Annotated in this window: 18 protein-coding genes and 3 pseudogenes; 8 read left to right on the forward strand and 13 right to left on the reverse strand. The window is 60.5% G+C overall.

Annotated features, from left to right (window positions below):
* Positions 1 to 10: 10 nt before the first annotated feature.
* From SB751_RS20265 to SB751_RS20310, 10 genes are all read right to left on the reverse strand, one after another.
* Complete coding sequence (locus SB751_RS20265) at positions 11 to 625, reverse strand: hypothetical protein (protein ID WP_410748391.1); 615 nt, start codon at positions 623 to 625, stop codon at positions 11 to 13.
* A 484-nt stretch (positions 626 to 1109) separates the two neighbouring features.
* On the reverse strand, positions 1110 to 2012 hold the full coding sequence (locus SB751_RS20270) for a tyrosine-type recombinase/integrase (protein WP_410748392.1): 903 nt from the start codon (positions 2010 to 2012) through the stop codon (positions 1110 to 1112).
* Positions 2013 to 2018: 6 nt separating this feature from the next.
* Positions 2019 to 2846, reverse strand: coding sequence for a DUF6884 domain-containing protein (locus SB751_RS20275; RefSeq protein ID WP_410748393.1), 828 nt, complete (start codon positions 2844 to 2846; stop codon positions 2019 to 2021).
* Between the two features lie 105 nt (positions 2847 to 2951).
* Positions 2952 to 3704: a translesion DNA synthesis-associated protein ImuA gene (imuA, locus tag SB751_RS20280; protein WP_410748394.1), complete on the reverse strand. Its 753-nt coding sequence runs from the start codon at positions 3702 to 3704 to the stop codon at positions 2952 to 2954.
* An 824-nt stretch (positions 3705 to 4528) separates the two neighbouring features.
* A complete protein-coding gene (locus tag SB751_RS20285; protein WP_410748395.1) occupies positions 4529 to 4936 on the reverse strand; it encodes a TonB family protein in 408 nt (135 codons plus the stop codon).
* A 238-nt stretch (positions 4937 to 5174) separates the two neighbouring features.
* Complete coding sequence (locus SB751_RS20290; protein ID WP_410748396.1) at positions 5175 to 5564, reverse strand: hypothetical protein; 390 nt, start codon at positions 5562 to 5564, stop codon at positions 5175 to 5177.
* A 255-nt stretch (positions 5565 to 5819) separates the two neighbouring features.
* Positions 5820 to 6338: a hypothetical protein gene (locus SB751_RS20295; protein ID WP_410748397.1), complete on the reverse strand. Its 519-nt coding sequence runs from the start codon at positions 6336 to 6338 to the stop codon at positions 5820 to 5822.
* Between the two features lie 139 nt (positions 6339 to 6477).
* Positions 6478 to 6795, reverse strand: coding sequence for an SMI1/KNR4 family protein (locus SB751_RS20300; RefSeq protein WP_410748398.1), 318 nt, complete (start codon positions 6793 to 6795; stop codon positions 6478 to 6480).
* 73 nt (positions 6796 to 6868) lie between these two features.
* On the reverse strand, positions 6869 to 7264 hold the full coding sequence (locus tag SB751_RS20305) for a hypothetical protein (RefSeq protein WP_410748399.1): 396 nt from the start codon (positions 7262 to 7264) through the stop codon (positions 6869 to 6871).
* Positions 7265 to 7411: 147 nt separating this feature from the next.
* Positions 7412 to 7744, reverse strand: coding sequence for a YciI family protein (locus SB751_RS20310; RefSeq protein ID WP_410748400.1), 333 nt, complete (start codon positions 7742 to 7744; stop codon positions 7412 to 7414).
* 386 nt (positions 7745 to 8130) lie between these two features.
* Here SB751_RS20310 and SB751_RS20315 point away from each other — a divergent pair, with 386 nt between their 5' ends.
* The 5 genes and pseudogenes from SB751_RS20315 to SB751_RS20335 all read left to right on the forward strand — a co-directional run.
* Positions 8131 to 8406, forward strand: a complete 276-nt coding sequence (locus SB751_RS20315) for a hypothetical protein (protein WP_410748401.1) — start codon at positions 8131 to 8133, stop codon at positions 8404 to 8406.
* 135 nt (positions 8407 to 8541) lie between these two features.
* Entirely contained in the window at positions 8542 to 9471 is a 930-nt protein-coding gene (locus tag SB751_RS20320) for a hypothetical protein (protein ID WP_410748402.1), read from the forward strand.
* Positions 9472 to 9630: 159 nt separating this feature from the next.
* Positions 9631 to 9930, forward strand: coding sequence for a hypothetical protein (locus SB751_RS20325; protein WP_410748403.1), 300 nt, complete (start codon positions 9631 to 9633; stop codon positions 9928 to 9930).
* Positions 9931 to 10271: 341 nt separating this feature from the next.
* A complete protein-coding gene (locus SB751_RS20330) occupies positions 10272 to 10493 on the forward strand; it encodes a DUF2188 domain-containing protein (RefSeq protein WP_410748404.1) in 222 nt (73 codons plus the stop codon).
* A gap of 257 nt (positions 10494 to 10750) precedes the next feature.
* Positions 10751 to 11419 (forward strand): annotated as a pseudogene (locus tag SB751_RS20335) (Ku protein); the annotation flags it as partial.
* Between the two features lie 165 nt (positions 11420 to 11584).
* Here SB751_RS20335 and ligD (SB751_RS20340) read toward each other — a convergent pair.
* Both ligD (SB751_RS20340) and SB751_RS20345 read right to left on the reverse strand, forming a co-directional pair.
* Positions 11585 to 13681, reverse strand: a pseudogene (gene ligD, locus SB751_RS20340) (DNA ligase D); the annotation flags it as partial.
* A gap of 9 nt (positions 13682 to 13690) precedes the next feature.
* Positions 13691 to 14485: a tetratricopeptide repeat protein gene (locus tag SB751_RS20345; RefSeq protein ID WP_410748405.1), complete on the reverse strand. Its 795-nt coding sequence runs from the start codon at positions 14483 to 14485 to the stop codon at positions 13691 to 13693.
* Between the two features lie 8 nt (positions 14486 to 14493).
* Between SB751_RS20345 and ligD (SB751_RS20350) the strand changes: the two are divergent.
* The 3 genes and pseudogenes from ligD (SB751_RS20350) to SB751_RS20360 all read left to right on the forward strand — a co-directional run.
* Positions 14494 to 14883, forward strand: a pseudogene (ligD, locus tag SB751_RS20350) (ATP-dependent DNA ligase); the annotation flags it as partial.
* Between the two features lie 338 nt (positions 14884 to 15221).
* Positions 15222 to 15590: a hypothetical protein gene (locus tag SB751_RS20355; RefSeq protein ID WP_410748406.1), complete on the forward strand. Its 369-nt coding sequence runs from the start codon at positions 15222 to 15224 to the stop codon at positions 15588 to 15590.
* A 16-nt stretch (positions 15591 to 15606) separates the two neighbouring features.
* On the forward strand, positions 15607 to 16269 hold the full coding sequence (locus tag SB751_RS20360; protein WP_410748407.1) for an SOS response-associated peptidase: 663 nt from the start codon (positions 15607 to 15609) through the stop codon (positions 16267 to 16269).
* Between the two features lie 184 nt (positions 16270 to 16453).
* Here the strand turns inward: SB751_RS20360 and SB751_RS20365 are convergent, their stop codons facing one another.
* Complete coding sequence (locus SB751_RS20365; protein WP_410748408.1) at positions 16454 to 19003, reverse strand: hypothetical protein; 2550 nt, start codon at positions 19001 to 19003, stop codon at positions 16454 to 16456.
* Between the last annotated feature and the right edge of the window lie 273 nt (positions 19004 to 19276).

Below are 19276 nucleotides of genomic sequence, written 5' to 3' on the forward strand. Positions count from 1 at the left end.
AGTTTTGTGTCTATTTGTCGCACTCGGATGACGAGACACCCAGGTCAACAGGCAGCGCGTTTCTGACGGCCTCGTATCGCTTGTGCTTCCACGCGTTCTTGGCGCGGATGGTGCTCTGTATTGCGCACGACGGGCACCAATGTCCTGCCCGGATGCTCTCGGACCTGGCCTGCCAGACGTGGCCATGGTGGCATTCCCACGTGAGCTTTGCTTTCCCGTTGTCGTATGTATCGGAGAGACATCGGCCGCCACGTTCGCTGGCGAGCGCACGCATGGCCTCGATGCCAGTCTTGAGCGATTCGTTATGGCAAGTCCGGCACCACCGGCCCTGCAGGATGTTGGTGGCCAGCGCCACCCATTGGTGTCCGACCGCGCAGCGAAATTGGTAGCGCTGGTTCGCCCCGCGGTAGCTTTCGCTCAGGCAGACGCCGCCGCGTGCCCGGGCAACGGATTTGAGGCGACTCAGGCCGTCGGCATCCGTTCTCTTCGCGGCCAGGCGCGCATCTGTACAAACTCGGCACCAGTTGCCCGCCCGTAGCACCTTGTAGCCAATGGCGTCCCACTGATGACCGGATGCACATTCGAAAGGGTAATGGGCCCGAGCGGTACCGAACCAGGTCGCCAAGCATTTGCCACCATACTCGGCCGCCTTTGCCTGTAGGTCTGCCAGTCCATATTTCCTCGGAGGCCCTTTTGCAGCCCGACCGCGCTTACCTGCGCAATCGGGGCACCAATTGCCCTGCAGGATGCTGCTCCCAAGGGAGCTCCACTCGTGTCCGTGGCTACACCGGAGCCGGTGCGGCACGGCGCCGCCGTGGTATCCACCGCTTAGGCACTGTCCACCACGTTTCGTAACAATATTGTCGAATTTCGACGCCGCGCCACTACGAGAGCATTCCGGACAGGCAGAGGCCTTGTAGAGGACGCCATTGCGGCGCGTTCGAACTGATGGCCTTGTCCACACTGAAACCGGTACTTTTCTCCTACGCCTTGCCACTCGGTGGACAGGCATACCAATCCTTGGGCGGCGGAAACGGCGACCATTTTGGCCAAGGCGCGCTCCGAGCGCGAGGGACTGTTACTGGAGGGGCGTTCCATCAGCCGCGTCGTCAGTCCATGATGGTCGAGCGCATGCGGTCGACAGTGCGATTGCTCGCCAGCCCTAGGCGGCGGCTAACGTCGTCGGCCGCCATACCCTGCAGCAGCGCGCGCCGGCAGTAGGTGTTGCGCAGGATCCGAGGGCTCATATCGGGTGCACGGTAATCGATGGCTTCGAGGGCTGCCCGGACGATGATTCCAAAGCTCATGTCGGTGATCGGCGTTCCGGCGCTTGTGAGGGTGAACAATCTGTCCCCGTCGGCGCCCATCTGGGGCCGTGCCTTCAGCCATGCTTCCAGCGGCGCGGCGGCGAAGGCATCGAGGTGGACCGTCCGTGGCATCTTCGGACCTTTTCCTGGGACGTGAAGGTAGGGTGGTTGTGCCTCGGGATGCAGGTCATGCAGCGTGGCATTCCGCCCCTCGCTGGCTGACACCCCGGTTCCGAGGAACAGCGCAACGATGGCGCGGCGGCGAAGCTGCGTCAGATCGTCGGCCGCGCACGGCTGCACATAGTCCTGCAGCCGTGCGTCGACGTCTTCGTCCAGGAATAGGGGAGGCGGCTCGTCCGTTGGCCACCGTCCATCCCGGACCAGATCAGCGGCAGGGTTGGAAGCGCGAACGCCGGCATTGACCAGGTGCCGGCACAGCCGGTCGATCAGCTTCAGGTAGCGCATCCGTGTCGCCGGCGTATAGCTCGCCGAGTCGGGATCCAGCCAGAAGGCATCGATGTTGTCGGGGCCGAAGCTGGCCAGCGTGGCGTTGTGGCGCACGATATGCCGGTGGAATCGGTCGAACATTGCCCGGTGTTGGACGATGGAGCGTTCGGCGAAAGGCCGCCGATCGGCGCCGGCGGCCTCGCGCTCCTGCCAGTCGGCATAGGCGCGCACGGGGTCGGAGAGCCAGAGTGTATCCATAGGCATTTATATACTGAAATTTGCCTTCCCCGACAACCCCACCGCATCTCCGATGCGATCATAGCTCGCAACTGCGGGGCGCTCACTCCCGGACAGGGCAGCTGGCCGCACGCCGGCAAGCGAGATCCATCGCGAGACCACTTTAGGTCGGCCTGCAACAATGTCCTCCACGTCCGCACTGGCGGTAGGTCCGGCCGGTCCGACAAACAACTCGGTCAGGACGGCGCATTTCGGGGGGCGCGGGCCAGCTTCGGTGAACACGACGCGATCTCCAACCGACACCGAGCCGTAGCGGCGAAACAGCGGGCGGCCGTTGGGATGGGAACCAATCTGATCCTGGAAGGCGGGGCGTTGCCGATCAAGAAAGTGCGCAAGCTGGGCACGATGATGGCCAATCCCTCCACAAACCTCTTGGATGGGGAGATCGCTCGCGCCTACCAGCCGCAACGCGGCACGCATTACGCGCCTGTACTCCCTTCCACCCACCATGAACACGCCGCCGGCCCGGCGGGGCCATGAAACCTGCGTGATGCCCCGGTGCATGGCTGCGAGCAGCTCGTCTGCTCGGGCAGCAGACATTCGCTGGTCGTACGGCTCGAGCGCTTCATCCGGTGCGATGAAACCGTGCCGGGCTGACAGGATTACGACCTCTGGCTTCGCTTCGGCCCGAACATGGACCCGAAGCGTCTGGTACATGACGCCCTGGTAGAGCTGCAGCGCCGGCGCGCGGCACTCTGCCTTCCGCCCGGAACATGCGAGAAGCAGGAGGGGCGCCACTGATGGGTCGAACGCAATCGCGGTGTTGCGCGGGAAGAGGTCCAACTGAAGCGGCATGGAGCTTTGGGTAAGGGTGATCGCTCCTTCAGCCTACCCCGCTGAATCCGAAGTCAAGGGCATGTCCGTAGCCGCATGCTCGGTGTGACTAAGGCCCCGCCAAGCTTATGTCGCGTGCTCGCCAGCCCTCTCTCGCGCCGCGTGGTCCGTTGCGGGAATTTGCGGGTTAGAAACGATGGGCGGCGCCGACGTGGCGGACAGCCCCGCGTTCGCCGTACGGATCTCGTCGACATACGCCGGTCGGTGCAATGACAACAATAAGGGGGATGCGGCAGCTGGCCCCCGGCGCTTCAGAATGTGTACGCTGACCAAACCGCCGGGAGCCGGCTCTATCGAGAGCCGCAAAGGCGCAGCCGAGGCGTCGTTGGCGGCTGCCGGCGTGCGTACCGCAAAGACCAGCGCTTCTGTGGCGGCGGCGAGGCCCTGCAGTCGACGGATGTTCTCCGCCCGGGCGCGGGGGAGCCACGCAATGACGGCGCCCAAGGCATTGGATCGAAGGATGGTCTCGCACGCCCATTGGGTGTCTGAAGGCGTTTCAGTTTTTACCCAGCGCACATTCTCGGCCAGGCCATCGCGGGATAGCTCGAGCCCGTTGGGAGCGAAGGGGCACCCCACCAACCAAATAGGGCGGCCGCGGTCGGCCACAGCGCGAAGAGCGCCGCGCACTATTGATAGTTCGCCGACGCCGGGCTGCCTGACGATCAGCTCCGCGACTGAACCCGCTGCCCAGCCTCTGCCCGGCAGCTCCTGGTCCAGCGCCTCGATCAGGCTCGGCACAACCTTGCCTACCGAGCGAGCAAGCTGGCTGGCCCTCCAAAGGGAAGGGTGAATCGACGCCGGATCGTCGAGCGGACGCACAACGGGTTCCGCCCCCGACTTTTCGGGACACGGGGCGTCCAGAGGTGCTGGCACAGCCGCCGCGGACGGAGCAAGCAGGGCGTCCCCATCCACTGCTGGCGGATCCGGGAGGAGGCTCAGTTGGGGGTCCGTTGCCTGGGAAGGTCGCTTGGCGGTCTGCATCATAACTGTATATATATACAGGGCAGAGTCTCTACCGGCAAGCCGCGATGGCCACACGCGGCGAGCGGGCCACAAGCGCACACGCGTCATTGGTATCTGATAGCTACCATGTCCAGGCTTTGCTCAAACGTCGGGGCGGGGGCTGCGGGACGCCTCCCGACGTCAAGGATAGCTGGTAGCTACTAGCTATTGGGGGAAATCATGGAGGCCAAGGCCGCCGGCCAGCCACGACCGTCGCAGAACGACCCATAGCTGTCCTCCGTGTGTCTCAGAAACGGACGTTGCCACGCGCGACGTCACGGCGGCATTGCGCCACGTCGTAGACGTCAAAGGGGGAACGCTTCCGGATAGAGACGTCGCGCCTCTGCCTCATCGACTGTGTCAGCGAAGCGCTCATGCTGCTCCCAATACGTTTCGCAAGCAGAGCAGCGATGCAATCGGGAGTGCAGCGTGAGACTGACGGCCAATTCGACGGGCCGCTGGCCCGATTCCCACTGTCCCCGACACGTCGGACATCCTTTCTTGTTCCATGCTGTGGACATGTATCTCCTATCGTCGCGGCTAATATGGGAGGGCGGCTAGTGGCCGACTCGCCGCCTCGGTTGCGTGGCCGTGTTAGCAGCCGACCCGAAGCGGACGATCAACCTGCTCTCAAGCGCCCATCAATGAAGCTGGAATACGATCTTTTGCGTGCTACTTCGAACAACGCCATCGGCGGGACAAGTCACTGCTTCTACAGCTCTAGATCCCGCCTCATCGAGGACGCGATAGCCTGAGCTCTGAATGACTTGAATGACTTTCGCATGACCCTGCCCATCTGATTCGACGGCAAAGAGAACCGCTCCGTCCATGCCGCTTGCGCGAGCTCTACTCGGATAAATGGGGGAAAGCTCGGAGCAGTATTTTCCAACCCAATTTGGTTCCGCAGGAATAATCTCGGCAGCCCATCCCAAGGGGGTGACTGTCGGCAATCCAAGCAGAATTGCCAATTTAAGGGTCTGGAGTCGCATAGCGATGGTGTTGTCAGAAAGATGGCAAGTCGAAACGTTAGCTTTTGAAACCGCTTTCATCGCATTATGGCCGGCTTTGAGCCCATTGTATCGACCAGGCAAGTAGCTATGTCGACAGACCGCTTTTGGCCGGTCGCTGCCCTCGATGCGTTGCGGGTGCCGGAGGCAATTGCCGACTCTCAAGCGACTTTCGTCAATCCAAGGGGGCGCACTAGTCAAGTAATGGATCCCGCTAGCTTCAGCCTTGATTTGCACGCCGGCGTAGTGCATTCCGGGAAATCAATAGGGAGAAATGTATCTATCGGGCAAGGAAGGAGCTCGAAGCGTCTCCGCGGATGCCCCATGAACACCACGTGCCGTCGGCCGATTGCTGAACGAGGACAAAGTCACCGGCATCCTCATCGAACAAGAGTCGATGGCAAATGTCTTCGGCGACAACGTAAGCTTTCCGTTTGCCTTTCGGCAGCCGGTCCTGGGCCGGTATGAGGGCGTCGTCGCAGTCATATCGGGTCTCATACGGCTCGACAAGCAAGTTGCGCATTTTGTCGAGTTCTTGCGAGATTTTCTCGATGCCCCATGGCTCGCCAACGGTAGTTCCTTTGGGTGGCGTGCGGAAATCCGCCATGTATTGCGCCATATCGTCGAGGACCTTGGCCCTGAGTAGTTTGAGCGCAGCTTCCGTGACCATTATTTTCCCGTAAGGAGTTACGCGTTGCGACAGCCTGATTCATCCAATCGTCGTACAAAGGCAAGTAATTCAAATTGTCGGATCGAGCTTAGCAGAGGCCGTCTCAGCAATGACATGTCGCGAAGTGGGGTGTTGGAAGTTGGGGACGGTAGTCAGTAGGCGATGCGGCCTTCGCTGAAAGTTCGTTCCGCAGTGACCGCCCTAAGCGAATGACTCCTACTGGCCGCTCACGGCTGTCTCGATAACGGACCTCCCTCAGTGCAGAGGAGCGGCCCGCGCAGCGGCAATGCGCGCCTGCGCGAGCTTAAAGGCATCGCCTTCCCAAACATCCACCTGGCTGCCGTCTGCTAGATATTGTTGAAGGAAGTCCTTCGCGAAGCTCCATGGGTGGTAGAGCCCGCCTGCTTCGCTCGCTTTCGCGCTGTTGATGAACCAGAGGTCAAGGATTGCAACGTCGATGGTCTCGGACAAATGAAGCGCCTTCCTTGTACCCGTCCGCCAGTCGCCTCCCGCGTCCGCGAAGAACACCGGATGTTTGGCAATCAGTGCGCCGATTGATTCCTGGGTCTCGGCGGGTAGCTGCCCTACCACGTCGAGAACAAGGAACTCGAAGAACAGGTCCAACCAGCGCTTTTGTTGATGGTATGGAGCCATCGTCGCATAGAGGGAATCCAGCGAGAGTGGGAGGTTCGGTGCCGCATTTTCTGCAACGGGTTCAGCTTGCTCGGAAGGCGGGGCGGGAGAGCGAAGTAGTTTGATGGCGCGCTTGAACATGGGCAGTGGAGACGTTATGGGCGGCTCACGCCGCAAATCTGGATGATAATTGAAGGTCCGATGTTGGCTGCGACTATTCCAGTCGGTAATCCGGCGAACCGATCGCGGCAGGAAGAAGTCGACCCTTCACGGTCGTTCACTAAATCTCGAAGCGCATAGCCAGGTCCAGAAAGCTGTCAGCAATGCGGATGGCGCACTCTGGCGCCATGCCGATCATGGGCAGCATAAATACAGCCCCGGTAGGGTCAAATGCCAACAGCTCTCCGCAACCATTTCCGGCGAAAGCCAGGAACCCAGGCGCGTAGGTTTCGACTTCAACGTCGGAGTTATTGCCGGCAATTTCCTTGACCGGCCATAGCGCAACATACCCCGGTCTCGCTCCCTCCAGAGTAAATCCTTCGAAGACTCCGTGGGCCGCTAAGTAGTCAATGTACTGACGTGGGATAGAAGGCAACATGTGTTGGCTCTCGGTGTCAGATTTCCATGGTTATTGCCAGCGAACGTGGCAGGTGACGAAGCTTAGAAACGACCTAAGGTCGCGAATAGTCTACGTCCGAATCGCCGAACACGCGCTTAACAGCGAGGGGACGCCTGTCGGAGATATCCTCGTTTGGCTGCAGTCGATCCGGATACGCCAGCTCGAAACTTAACGTGCCATTGTTAATCGCGTAGCTCAATACACGCCACTCTGAATTGCCTGGAGTATCCTTCCACGTCTGCCAAAGGGCGTAGACCACCTCTACCATCTGAGTTGGGCCGTAACGGAAGCGAACCGGCTTATCGGATGTCCGGTAAAAGAGGTCTGCCGAGACTACCCCATCTTCCACCTCTGCATATAACAACAGTCGATCCACCGGCTCCCCGGCTGCCTCCAATGCCAATCTTCCGAGCTCCTGATAAAGCGATTCGAGTTTTGTAGAGCTCATACGTGCCCATTCCTCATGTGAGTGAGACTATCTTGTGCGCGATTGTCGGCGAGTTGAGCCGCGAGGTCGACTGACCGTTTGTGGCCGGTAGCGGCCGCTCGGGTGAGGGCCATTGTCCCAGGTTCGACTGCCGTTTCGAGGATGAGGCTAAATCAAAACGGGTTCGGGAAAAGCTCTATGCCAAGACAGAATCTCCACGCCGTCCCGTAGCCCCACAATCCAAAATGGATCCGATTGAAGTAACGCCTCCACCTCGGCTTTGTGGGCGGCCTTGACAATCCATAGGCCTCCTACTGGCGGAGAATCCAATTCTGACCTGAGCGAGCCTGCCGCAAGTACCTTGGATTGATGGCGTCTCAGCCAATCCAAGTGCGCCTCCATGTTTGCCGCGCGCAAATGGAAATTGCCTGGATTGTCAACGAAACGAACAGCAAACAGCATTAACCACCTCCGCCGGGATGAGCGGCGCCACTGCCGCATTCAGAATATTACGACACCGATCGCGGTGCCTATCGCGGGCTCCGGTGCAGCCCTTGGTTCAAAAACCCCGTAGCCGTTCGCCCGTCCCCACCCCGCTCCAAACGCAGGCACAAGCGGCCAGCGACACCGCCTGACGGGCACCCCACAAACCGCACGCCCATGCCGACATTTGAATTTGCCGCGCGCCCCGACATCTGAGACCGCCCTGGACATTCGATGTCGAAAACTGGTCGAATAATACTTATGTTAAATAAGTCACGACGTGATTTAATGCCTCGCTTGCTTTCACACCAGGCGGACCAGCATGCGAGCGCACAGCGCACCGGAGCTTCACCTTCCGGCCGCGTGATATGGTTGCAGCTCCCCAACCACTCGACCATGCGACCATGGCATCCGATTTCAAGACCGGCTCATACGACATTATTTGGCCCGATGGCGCCATGGCACCCGTGCGCATCCAGGGTGAGTTTCTGATGTTCTTCGACGCCCCAGTGGACCCGTTATCGGGCGCGCTCCGGGTGAGCCTTCCACCTGGCACTTCGAAGGAACACATGCCGGCTATGCCTGGGCGTGACGATGAGACGCGCCATCGGATCGAGGGCAGAACCCTGCAGTTGCAAACTCCGGGTGGCGTGGTGCAGCTTACGCTCACACTGGAGTGAGGCCCGTGGCTAGCCGGACGCCGTACTGATGGACGCGGCGCGGCGAAATCGCCGTGCTAGGATGCATGGGCGGACGGGCGTGTTGAGAGGGCCAGCCGGGCAACCCGGCCGGCACGGTGCTTAGCGCGCCAGCAATTGGCCACAAAACCGCCTCCGGGCGGTTTTTTTGTGTCTCGCCGCCGTGCCGGGCCCGCAGAAATCGTTTCCGCCGCCGCCATTATGAAGAATAAAGTAGATTACCAGTCAAACGACTACGATAGACAATCACAGAGATTTGTCATTCCTTTGTACATCAAAGATGATCTAGACAACTTCGAATTTTCATCTACCGGCACATTGGCCAAGTACAAGGGGCATCACTATATATTATTTGCTGCGCACGCATTGGCCGGCAACCTGGATTTTGATAGGGTCCACATATTTGGGGCGGACGGCCAATTCCATCAGATAAAAGCTCTTTCGATCGGCCACCACGTATTCAGCGATCAAGATATAGTGATCGTCGACTGCTTTAATCAGGTGATGGACGGAAAAAACTATTTCAACTTAGACCAACATAGTCTCATCGGATTTGAAAAAAAAGTGTTTGCTTGGACAGGCTTCCCGGCGAGCCTATCAAACTCCAAGCAGGTTCACAGAAGCAACACTCCAGATAAACTAAAAGAAAGATTTGTGTCCGTCACCGACCATGGGAGCTATTTCAATAATGCCCGTTACTTTACAATACACGCGAAATTGAAAGCGAACAACAAAATCCAAATAGCAGGGGTATACAATCGCAAAAATGTAAATCTGAAATATAAAGGCAATGCGAGCACCGGCCCCCATCCAAAAGGCATGAGTGGCGGGGCCATGTATTTTTTTGCAAAAGATACTATCCTCAAGTCTAGTCTTGATGAGACATTTCGATTTGCTGGAATTGGCATAGAATACAAAGACAACACAATTATCGGTGTGCCCAGATCGAAAATCGTAGAGCTGCTAGAACTATTCGATAAAGAAATGCCGTTGCGCCTTGCTTTAGCCTCAAACCATGACCCCGATAACGGGGCTGGCCAAAATTAAAATATGGGCCCTAGAGCGACACCTGATTAGCGACCACTTCAACGTCTGTCGCCGACGCTCGAGGTTTGGAGGAACGCGGCCAACTGCTGCGGTTTCGTGTGACAAATTAAACCCCCGGTGCGGGGCGCATCTTCGATCGCAAAAGCGCTGAACCATAAGATGATCTTCAACGACTGCAGAGTCCAATCGTTTGGCGCCGAAGGCGAGGTGCCCGGCATATGCCTGATCAAACTGGACGCAAAAAATATCGCGCTTGAATACGAAGATGAGTATGGGCAGGTCGTTTACACGGGCCAAGCAGAACACCCTGGTCACTATGTTTTGCGCTGCCCTGATCGAAAGGGACTAGCTACCTTGCATCGTATGCCTGGGAGCAGCATCCTGGAAGGATTTTGGCGCGAGGGCGACGCTACAGGGATGTGGCGCATCCACCTGCCGGAGTTGGTCGATTTGGCCTAACGCCATGGTGACCGGCGCTCATCTTTGACCTCCGGTTGCTAGTTTGCTACGGGACTCCCCAGTCCCTGAGGCAAATGACGGTGACCCGGTCGACCCCATTCAGGGGACTGAAGGCCTCGCGTACCGTACTACCGGTAGCGGCTCGTCAGCCGCTGAGTCTGCCGCGTGCTCAGGTGCCGCCTCGGTGCGGTGGCTCCGCCGGTTTGTGGAAATCCTGAAGGCATGGCTTGATTCTGCACTGTATATTCATACAGTTATAGTCCTGTAGGACGCGGGCCGATACCGAGCCAGCCGTGCGCGCGGGACACTGAGCGTCATACCCCCAGACACAGGAGACGATCATGGCCAATGCAGACATCCACGTGGTGCCCGCCGGTGAAGGCTGGGCGGTCGAGGCCGCCGGCGGTGGCAAGCGCACGATGTACGCAACCCAGGACGAGGCGATCAAGGCCGGCACCGAACGCGCACAGCGCGACAAGGTCGAGCTACTCATCCACGGTCGCGACGGACAGATCCGAGAGCGCAACTCCTTCGGGCACGACCCCCGCAACGTCAAGGGCTGACGCCTTGCCCTTAGTTCACTAAAATATCGATGTCGCCGCCCGCAGGCGCGACGCACCAGTCAATTGAGGCAGCCCGCTCCCGCAGCGGGCTTTTTTTTGCGCTTGTCGGCAGCTGGCTGATCACTGTTTCCGCCTTTCGCCTACGGCGCACGGGGAACACATCTCCTACGCTCGTCTCATCCCCCTCGAAATTTCAGGAGTGCATGATGGCTGCGCGCTCTATCGCCTCGCTTTCGATCAGCTTCGGCTTGGTCTCGATCCCCGTAAAGGTCTTTTCCGCCACAGAGAGTAAGGCGGCCATCGGCTTCAATCTTCTCCACAAAGGCTGCGGCTCCCGCCTGCGACAGCAATACATCTGCCAGCGCGAGGGTGTCGTGGTGGACCGGGTCGATATGGTCAAAGGCTACGAGTTCGAGAAGGACCAGTATGTGATCTTCGAGCCAGACGAGTTGAAAGCCCTCGAGGAGGCAACGCAACACACTATCGACATAGTCGCCTTCATGCCACTGGCAGCCATCGACCCTATCTACTACGACAAGGCGTACTTCCTGGGCCCGGACAAACGAGGCGGCAAGCCCTACAGCTTGCTCGCTGAAGCGCTACGCGCAACGGGGAAATGCGCCCTGGCCAAATGGAACTGGAAGGGCAAGCAATACATGGTGCAGATCCGAGTGGGCGAGGACGGGTTGATCCTGCAGCAACTGCTGTATGCCGACGAGGTTCGGTCAATGGCTGACCTGCACGTGGAGACCGTCGCGGTTTCCGGCGCCGAGCTGTCGCTGGCCGAGCAGTTGATCGAGCAGAACTCGGTGGAAGGCTACGATCCCGCCGAGTACACCGATGAAGAGAAGCAACGGATCCTGGCACAGATCGACAAGAAGATTGCGGGCCAGGACATTACCGTGGCGCCTGAGACGCCGGGGGCGGCTTCGGGCGCTGAAGTCATCGATCTGATGGAAGCGCTCCGAAAGAGTATTGGCTCCTCGAAGGCACCCGTCACCGCGAAGACGGCGACGAAGGACACGAAGGCGCCCGCTCGGCGCGCCGCAAAGCGCGCCGAAACCACAGCCTCCCCCGCTAAGAAGACGAGGACCCTTGCCACCACTGGTCTTGAGCCAGGATTGCAGGCCGAGTTCGTCCAGCAGCGTTTTGACCAGGAGGGCCGCCTCCTGCATCGTTTGCCAGCTGACACCTTCGCCCGGGTCGAGATCCAGGATGAACCGGTCGGGAGTATCGATCTTTCGCGCCACCGAATTCCAAGTGTGAAATTCGACCACGTTCATCTGCGCGGCGGCCACAATGGCCTCAGCGGAGTTAGCTGCGAGGAGGGCCGCGTGGCCTGGCCAAAGGGCGGCCGGCAGTTCGGTAAGCCCCGGAATGGCAGTTTCCGTGTGCTTCTGGAAAAACTGTGGCTTCCCGATGCCTTCCGGCGCCCGCACGAGCGACAGCGGGCGATCTTTCAGGTGCGGGAGCATCCGGTTCGCGATGCTCTCGTAGTAGCGCACAAGTTCGAGCTTGGTAATGCCGCTGCTGTCGTCGATGACTCGTCCTGGGTTGGTGACCTTGACGGAAGTGACGCCTTGGGGGGCAACGGCGGTCTGCAAAGCCTCGCGGCGAATTTGCTTGGCCGGCTTGTCGGCGCGCATGCCCTTGAATGAAGCGTGACGAACCTGCCCTTCAGGCGTCCATTCGGAAAATTCCACCTCCACAACGAGCTTCGGCTGTACCCAGTGAACCGGCCCATCGCTACTGCGCCCCCAACGCTTCGCTTTCGTGAAGACGCCGAACGGCATGGCATCGACTACCTGGGCGCCGAGCCGTCGCCGCAAATCGGCGGCCGTCGCGCTGTCCCAGCCGGTTCCGACGCCGCCTACGTAGCGTAGCTGGTTGCCTTCATACACCCCGAGATATAACTTGCCAACCTCGTTCCCTCCGCCTCCACGATCTGAGAAGCCTCCCACAACGAATTCCTGCCTCAGCTTGCACTTTGCTTTCAGCCACGTCGGCGTGCGAGCCGATACATAGGGTGCATCGGCGCGCTTGAACATCAGCCCTTCGAGTTGCAAGTCACACGCGGCCCTGAACAGCTGGGGCCCAGGCGCGTCGAAGGCGTCGCTGAAGCGCAGGCGCTCCGAAGACTCGGACAGGATTTGCGCGAGGTGGGCGCGACGAGTGTCGAGGCGCAACTGTCGCAGGTCACGCCCATTCCAATATGGGACGTCGAAAAGGAAGAAGAGAATCTCGTCGTTTCGATGGGCGGATATCGCGTTCTGCAAGGCGTTGAAGTCTGGCAGATCGTCGCGAAGCACGACAATCTCGCCATCGAGCCACGCCTCCCGGATGTCCAGCTTGCCGATATCGCTGGCAAGCGACCGAAACTTGCTCGTCCAATCATGGCCGTTCCGCGTGAATAGTCGGACTTCGCCGTCCTGTATCCGTGCGAGCAGCCGGTAGCCGTCGAACTTTGTCTCGATGATCCATTCTGGCCCGATGGGCACGGTAGGGGAGAGGGTTGCCAGCTGCGGCGCGAGCTTTGCCGGAAGGGCGGCAAGGGGAGCGTCTTCCACGGACTGTGCCGCCGGGGCTTCGCGGTTTTGGTCCGAAGCGGGCCCGGCCGGCGGTTCTCCTTTCCCTGAGACGCTATTGGGCATCGCCGTAAGCACGTCGAAATCCGCGAGCGGGCGCGCCCAGGCGTCACGCTTCTTGAAGAGAATCCACTGTTCAGACTTATCGCCAGGCTTGGCAATACGGACTAGCTCCCACCGGCCTGCGAGCTTGTGGCCGTGAAGGTCGAACAGGATTTTTCCGTCGTGCAGGCCTTTCCTTGGATCCCCGATTGGCGTCCACGTGCCGCGGTCCCAAACGATCACGGATCCTGCGCCGTATTGGCCGCGAGGGATCTCGCCTTCGAATGACGCGTAGTCCAGAGGATGGTCTTCGACATGGACGGCAATGCGTTTTTCGGCCGGGTCGAAGCTTGGACCCTTTGGCACGGCCCAGCTGAGCAGCACGCCATCCAGTTCTAAACGGAAATCGTAGTGCAGCCGGCGGGCCCAGTGCTTCTGTATCACGAAGGACAGCGCGCGGGAGGCGCCCCGGACGCGTTTCTTGCGCGCCACCGGCTCGGGCGTAATTGAGAAGTCCCGCTTCGCATCGTAGCGGTCCAGGGCGCGGGTCGGCGACGTCATGCCAAGGGTTTAGCTGGTGATCATCCGATACTGGTTGTAATGTCTCAGCGCATCCTGCGGCCGTCCGGCGCAGTCGTAGAGCCGGCCCAAGTTGAAATGAGCGTCGGCATTCCTTGGATCCAGTGCCAAGCAATCGTGATAGGCATGTTGTGCGCCGATACAGTCGCCGAGGTCTTCGAGTGCCAGCGCCTGATTAAAGAGGAGGGCGGTGCTGTTGGGGAATCGGATGCGCGCTTCTGCCAGGACACGCAGAGCCTCACCGCAGTTTCCGTGGTCACAGAGCAGGGCGCTTAGATCTACCCACGCCGCATGCAGAGCCGGATCGAGCTTCAACGCCCGGCGGTAGGCGTCCTCCGCCTCGCCATTGCGAGCCTGTCGCTCGTACTGCCGACCTGCTTCATAGAGACGGTAAGCATCGGTGCTATCGCTCTTTCTGTGTGCGACGACGTCTCCGACACCGTAGGGCTCAGAAAGCTGGAACCGCATCTGCCCCGTGTCCGCCTGCCATTCGCGGCCGTTGGCGCGGGCGACGATGTTCTTACCTTCGGCGCGCAACGATGTGGCCGCTGCGTCTGCGGCGATGGCTTTGGTGCGGAGCAGCGATTCCTTTATACGCCCGGCAGAGATATGGGACTGGCGCAGCGCGGCGGCCATGCGCAGCACCACCAGGTCGCGGAAGCCGAAAAGGTATTCGCCATGGTGGCCGCGTACAGGCGCCATGACGCCTGCGGCAACCAGCCCCATGACTGCACTGCGCGGGATGCCGCTGATGTCGAGGACATCTCGGATGGTGTAGGTGCGCATCACGCTTGCTTCTGCACGTCGTTGTTCCGCTCACTGGCCGGCACGGCTACGACGTCGTCAAAGACTTCACCCGCGCAGCGGTCCAGCACTTGGCAGCCACCCTGCCCCAACGATTCAGCGCCAAGTCCGGACCGGCAAATCGCAAAGGGAAGATATTCGTGGACTACCTGCGAAACGGCCATGCGCAGACAACGGCGGCGGCGTTCTCAGCGCGCGCGCGGCCCGGCATGGGTGTCTCGATGCCGGTTGCATGGGACGCTCTTTCGGAACTGAAGAGTGGTGCCAACTGGAACGTCAGAAACGCCCGGGAATACCTCAGTTTCGAGCGCGTGGATCCGTGGGCAGGCTACTGGACGGCCCGTCAAACGCTCACCGCGGCGATTAAGGCACTCGGCTAATCGCATCGCCGCCAGTGCCGTCCGGGCGCTATACTACTGTATATCCATACAGTATGTGCGACGCATCATGCCTTTTCACTTGTCCGAATGTCCGATTTGCAGCGCGATGGCAGAACGGACGGGACGCCCGACTTCGCATGTCTACTACTTCACATGTCCAGCTTGCGGCACGTTCGCAATTACGCGGCCGGCACTCGCATGTCGCGCCGTGCCGTTGTCGGCGAGGCAGGACATCCGCCGGCTCAACTCGTTCGGACACACGCCACAGATCGAATTGGTCCGAGAAGGTCTTCGCGTCGTGCCTGCCAAGCACGCCAAGCCGTGACCGCGAGGCCGCCATGCTTTTTGAAGTCATGAAGCTCTGCCTTGAAGGGCGACGCCTTCACCGCGGCTGGTGGGGTGGGCAGCGCCTGTATCGCGGGCAGGTCCTTATTGAGGATCGCATGGACACGCGCGCTCATCGCGTATTGCCCCATGCCTTCATGGCCTACAGCAAACACCAGGACGTGAATGAACTCGGTGTACTTTACGATGCCCGGCTGGTAAAGCTATCGGCAGATGATCTTGTCATCAGCGGGTTCGAGCGCGACGCGATCCTGGAGAAGGAATACCGCCAAGCATGGCTGCTGCGATTGATCTCGCCGGCGGAAATGGATACGCCGATTGAGGCGGATGTGGCTCGAGGACGATCGAAGCGGCAGGAATAGGACAACGGGAGAAGCTATGTGCGTGAACTACACCCCTGTGCAACGCCAGGTATTGCGAGATGTATTCGGCGTCGAGCCACCCCCCGCGGAATGGCGGGCCGAAGCTTGGCCAGACTATCTGGCCCCGATTGTCCGGGCAGATGAAAATGGCAAGCGGGAGGCTGTGATGGGCTCCTTCAGCATGGTGCCAAAGGCGAAGATCCCACCCGGCGTTCGCTACTATCCGACTGCCAATGCGCGCGCCGAAACCATCAGCAAGCTCAGCTCGTTCGCAAAGCACTGGAAGGCCGGACAGTTTTGTTTGTTACCGGCGACGGCCTTTTACGAGCCAAACTGGGAAACGGGCAAGGCGGTGCGTTGGAAAATTGGTTTGCCCGGCGCCGAACCCTTTGCGATTGCCGGCCTGTGGCGCAGCTGGCCAGATGGGGGCCTGTCCTTCACCATGCCGACCCTGAACGCTGACACCCACCCTCTCATGCGCAGGTTCCACAAGCCCGGGGATGAAAAGCGCGGGGTCGTAATCCTACCGCCCGAAACGTGGGACGACTGGCTGAACTGTCGAGATCCGGAAGTGGCGCGTTCGTTTCTTCGTCTCTACCCTGCCGAGTCTCTGTTTGCCGAGCCGGCTCCGATGCTTCCGCGTACCGGCAAGCCTGCGACGAGCGCCGCGGAAATCTAGGTCGCGCGCGCCGATGGCAGAGAACGGCCAGAAGCGGTCAGTCGGCGTGGCCGCCCAGATCGCCGACAATTTGATACGCTCAAGAGCGAGGCCCGAACGGGAGGGGGGCAAATATGGGACCAAAAACACAAGAGACGTCGCTGAGCGGAAATCTCGGCTTATCCTCAAGCAGCCCTCCCAAAGTTCAGCGGCGCTTGCCGTAACGAGCGGCTTCGTCCAATGATCGTACCTTGGTCACCCGCATGCGGGCATCGAATGTCGGCCAGATCGTGTCGCCGTTTCGTGGCGACACGATCCAAGCAGGAAAGCGGAAGGCCCCGGGGATCTCGGTCTCAACAAAGCGATACTGGGTGCTTGATGGCAGCACCAGACACGCCGCGTTGCTCTTGTTGCCGTTCGCGTCAATCTCGCAGCGGTTGTACAGCGGCGGCAGTCGAAGATTCGATGTGTAGTCTGTCTTGCCACTGAGGAAGATCGCCGACTCGTTCAGGTTCTCGATCAGCACAGCCTTGTCGCGCTGTGGGTCCAGATAGTAGGCTACGAACGAGTGTTTGATGAGATCCTCGCCATAGGGTAGCCGGCCGTCGAGCCGCGTCACCACGCGATGCCGCGCACCTAGCTCGCGTTCGGCATACGTATAGCGCGCCGTCAGCAGGCTTTCGCGTTCACTTGAATAGGCCGCGTCAAGGTCGCGTAGATCCCGGTTCAGGGCCGCCATCGCCGCGCGCAGCTCGACAATCCCTGGCTTGGGAGCGCCGTTGGCCACTTCACCAAATGCGGTGTTGTAGATGTCGGTGATGCCCTTGATGGCATCTCCGTAGGCTTGCCCCGCACCCATCACGTCACCGGCCGCGACCGCACCGACGAAGGCTGAAATGGCAGGCTGCGCCTTCTGTATGACGCTCACGAGATCGCCAAAGCTTGCGCCGGTCTTGGCCGGCAGCGCTTCGATCTCTGCTATACGCTGCTGCACGGCGGCCAGCTTTGCCAGGAGCATCTGCTGGCGTGCCACATACAGCTGCTGGTTGAGCGCAAGTTCTACACCGTTGAGCGCGCGCAGCTGCTCGGCGCTCGCTTCAACGACCTCAGCCAAGGTATCGACCACCAGTTTGCCGTTGATCGCCGCCGTCGCATCTGGATTGGCCACACTGAACGCGCCGGAGGTCCCGGAAAAATAGGCGGAGGCCAGATTGCCGGCGGGAACGGTGTCAAGTTTGCCCAGCCGCTGCACCAAGCCACTGATACTAGGTGAGACCATCGGGTAAGGTGCGTGGGTGAGCGCGGCACGCATGCCGGCGAACGGCTCGACGGAGGGCACTTCCGACACCGGCTGGCCAGCCACCTGCCGCGCTAACTGCAGGGCCCAAAGGCGGTTGGCGGCCAAGGCGATGCGCGAAAGCGTCGAGCGCTCGAATTCTTCCATGCTGCGGTACTCGACACGGACGTCCTCGCGCGCGCGTTCGACGAGATCACGCATGTCCATCGAGGGCCGCGCATCGGTGCTCAGCGCAAATGCATCGGCGCGCTCCAGCGCTTCAAGAATCGTGGCTGTACCGACATTTATCGCGCCGGCTGTGCCGGCAGCCGCCGCCGGATGGTTGCCGACCGGCTGGCGGGCACAGATGTTGTCGGACACCTGCGCATCGACCTCGCGCGCGTCAAGCGTGCGGTAGATAGCGGCTGGTCCCGGTGGACCACCGGTCACATTGGTAGCCTGCTGCAGCCGAGCCAGCTCGGCGGAGGAGAAGGGCGCGCCGATCCGATACAGGCCCACGCTTCCCGCGTCGCCGCCGGCGCCGGGCGGCGCGCTCAATCCGCTATTCACATAAAGCTCGTCGGCACAAGAAGAGCCCCCACTGTGGTTCACGCGCGAACACCCCGGCGGACTGCCCATCCCGCCCTTACCGCCACGCAGACCACCGGCTTGAAAGGCGAAGTTTGGCGAAGCGTTGGGACCGGCGCAGATTGCAGAGATCGGGGCGACACCATGAGTGAGGGCATCGGCCACACTATAGGACTTGGCGAAGATCACAATGGCACCACTCTGGGCCAGCCCCCGGTCGGGTTCGGTGAGCAGGGGCGGCGGACTGCCGTTGGCCGTACCAAAACCTTCCGGCAGCTGGATGGTCGCGCCGCTGGGAAGCTCCGGCGCATAGGTCGCTCCACCCAACACAACGGCCTCCGGGTTATCGCGGTAGTAGCTCGCGAAGAAATTTTCGTAGGGCGCTCCAATCGTGACGCTATTGCGGTAGTAGCGCGCGCGTCTGCCGATATCGAAATAGACGCGGCTGTCGATCGGGGCGCGCACATCAAGCCGGTTGGCCAGGATAAATATATTGCCGCCGTTGGAGCGCAACGGCGCATGAATCGCAATGGTATCTCCGATGCACAGGATGTCGGCGGCGTGGTTGGTTACGATGTCGGCGTAAGCGTCCTCGCGTGAAATCATCGGTGGGCTGTAGGGCGGCTGAACGCCGCCGGGTTGATCGGCGGGATCGATGAACCGTGCGCCTGTATAATAGTCTCCGAAGCCGGTGCGTTCAGTTCGCCGGATCGTGTAGCAGCCCGTCGGGAGGTTGCGAGCCTTGTCCAGCGCGCCGTTGTTGGTGACGGGGTCGCTGGCGCCAAGTGCTGGCAGCCCCTGCAGGCCCTCGGCGGTGACACCGGCGAGCAGCAGCATTCGGCGCAGGGCGCGCCATGGCTTGGTCGACATCGTTTCCTCCATCTGCTGCATCGCAGGCCACTGCACTGGACAGGACGCGGCAATTCTGTGGTCGCAGCGAACATTCCCGCGCATGAGCTATTTGATACCGTGCGTTAGCGCACAGACCGCGATGCCCACGAACCGGCACGACGGCGTGCCGGCCCTACGCCCCGATGACCGGGAGGAGCGCTAAGTCGTCGCGCCGTTTCAATAGCCGTCTTGTCCCATAAGCCAACGGCGACCCCAGGTCTCCGCCTAGCTGCCCATTGTTCACCCCTCTGCCCTAGCGACACGTGACTGCTT

The sequence above is a fragment of the Cupriavidus sp. SIMBA_020 genome (genome assembly GCF_046535395.1).
GTDB lineage: Bacteria > Pseudomonadota > Gammaproteobacteria > Burkholderiales > Burkholderiaceae > Cupriavidus > Cupriavidus campinensis.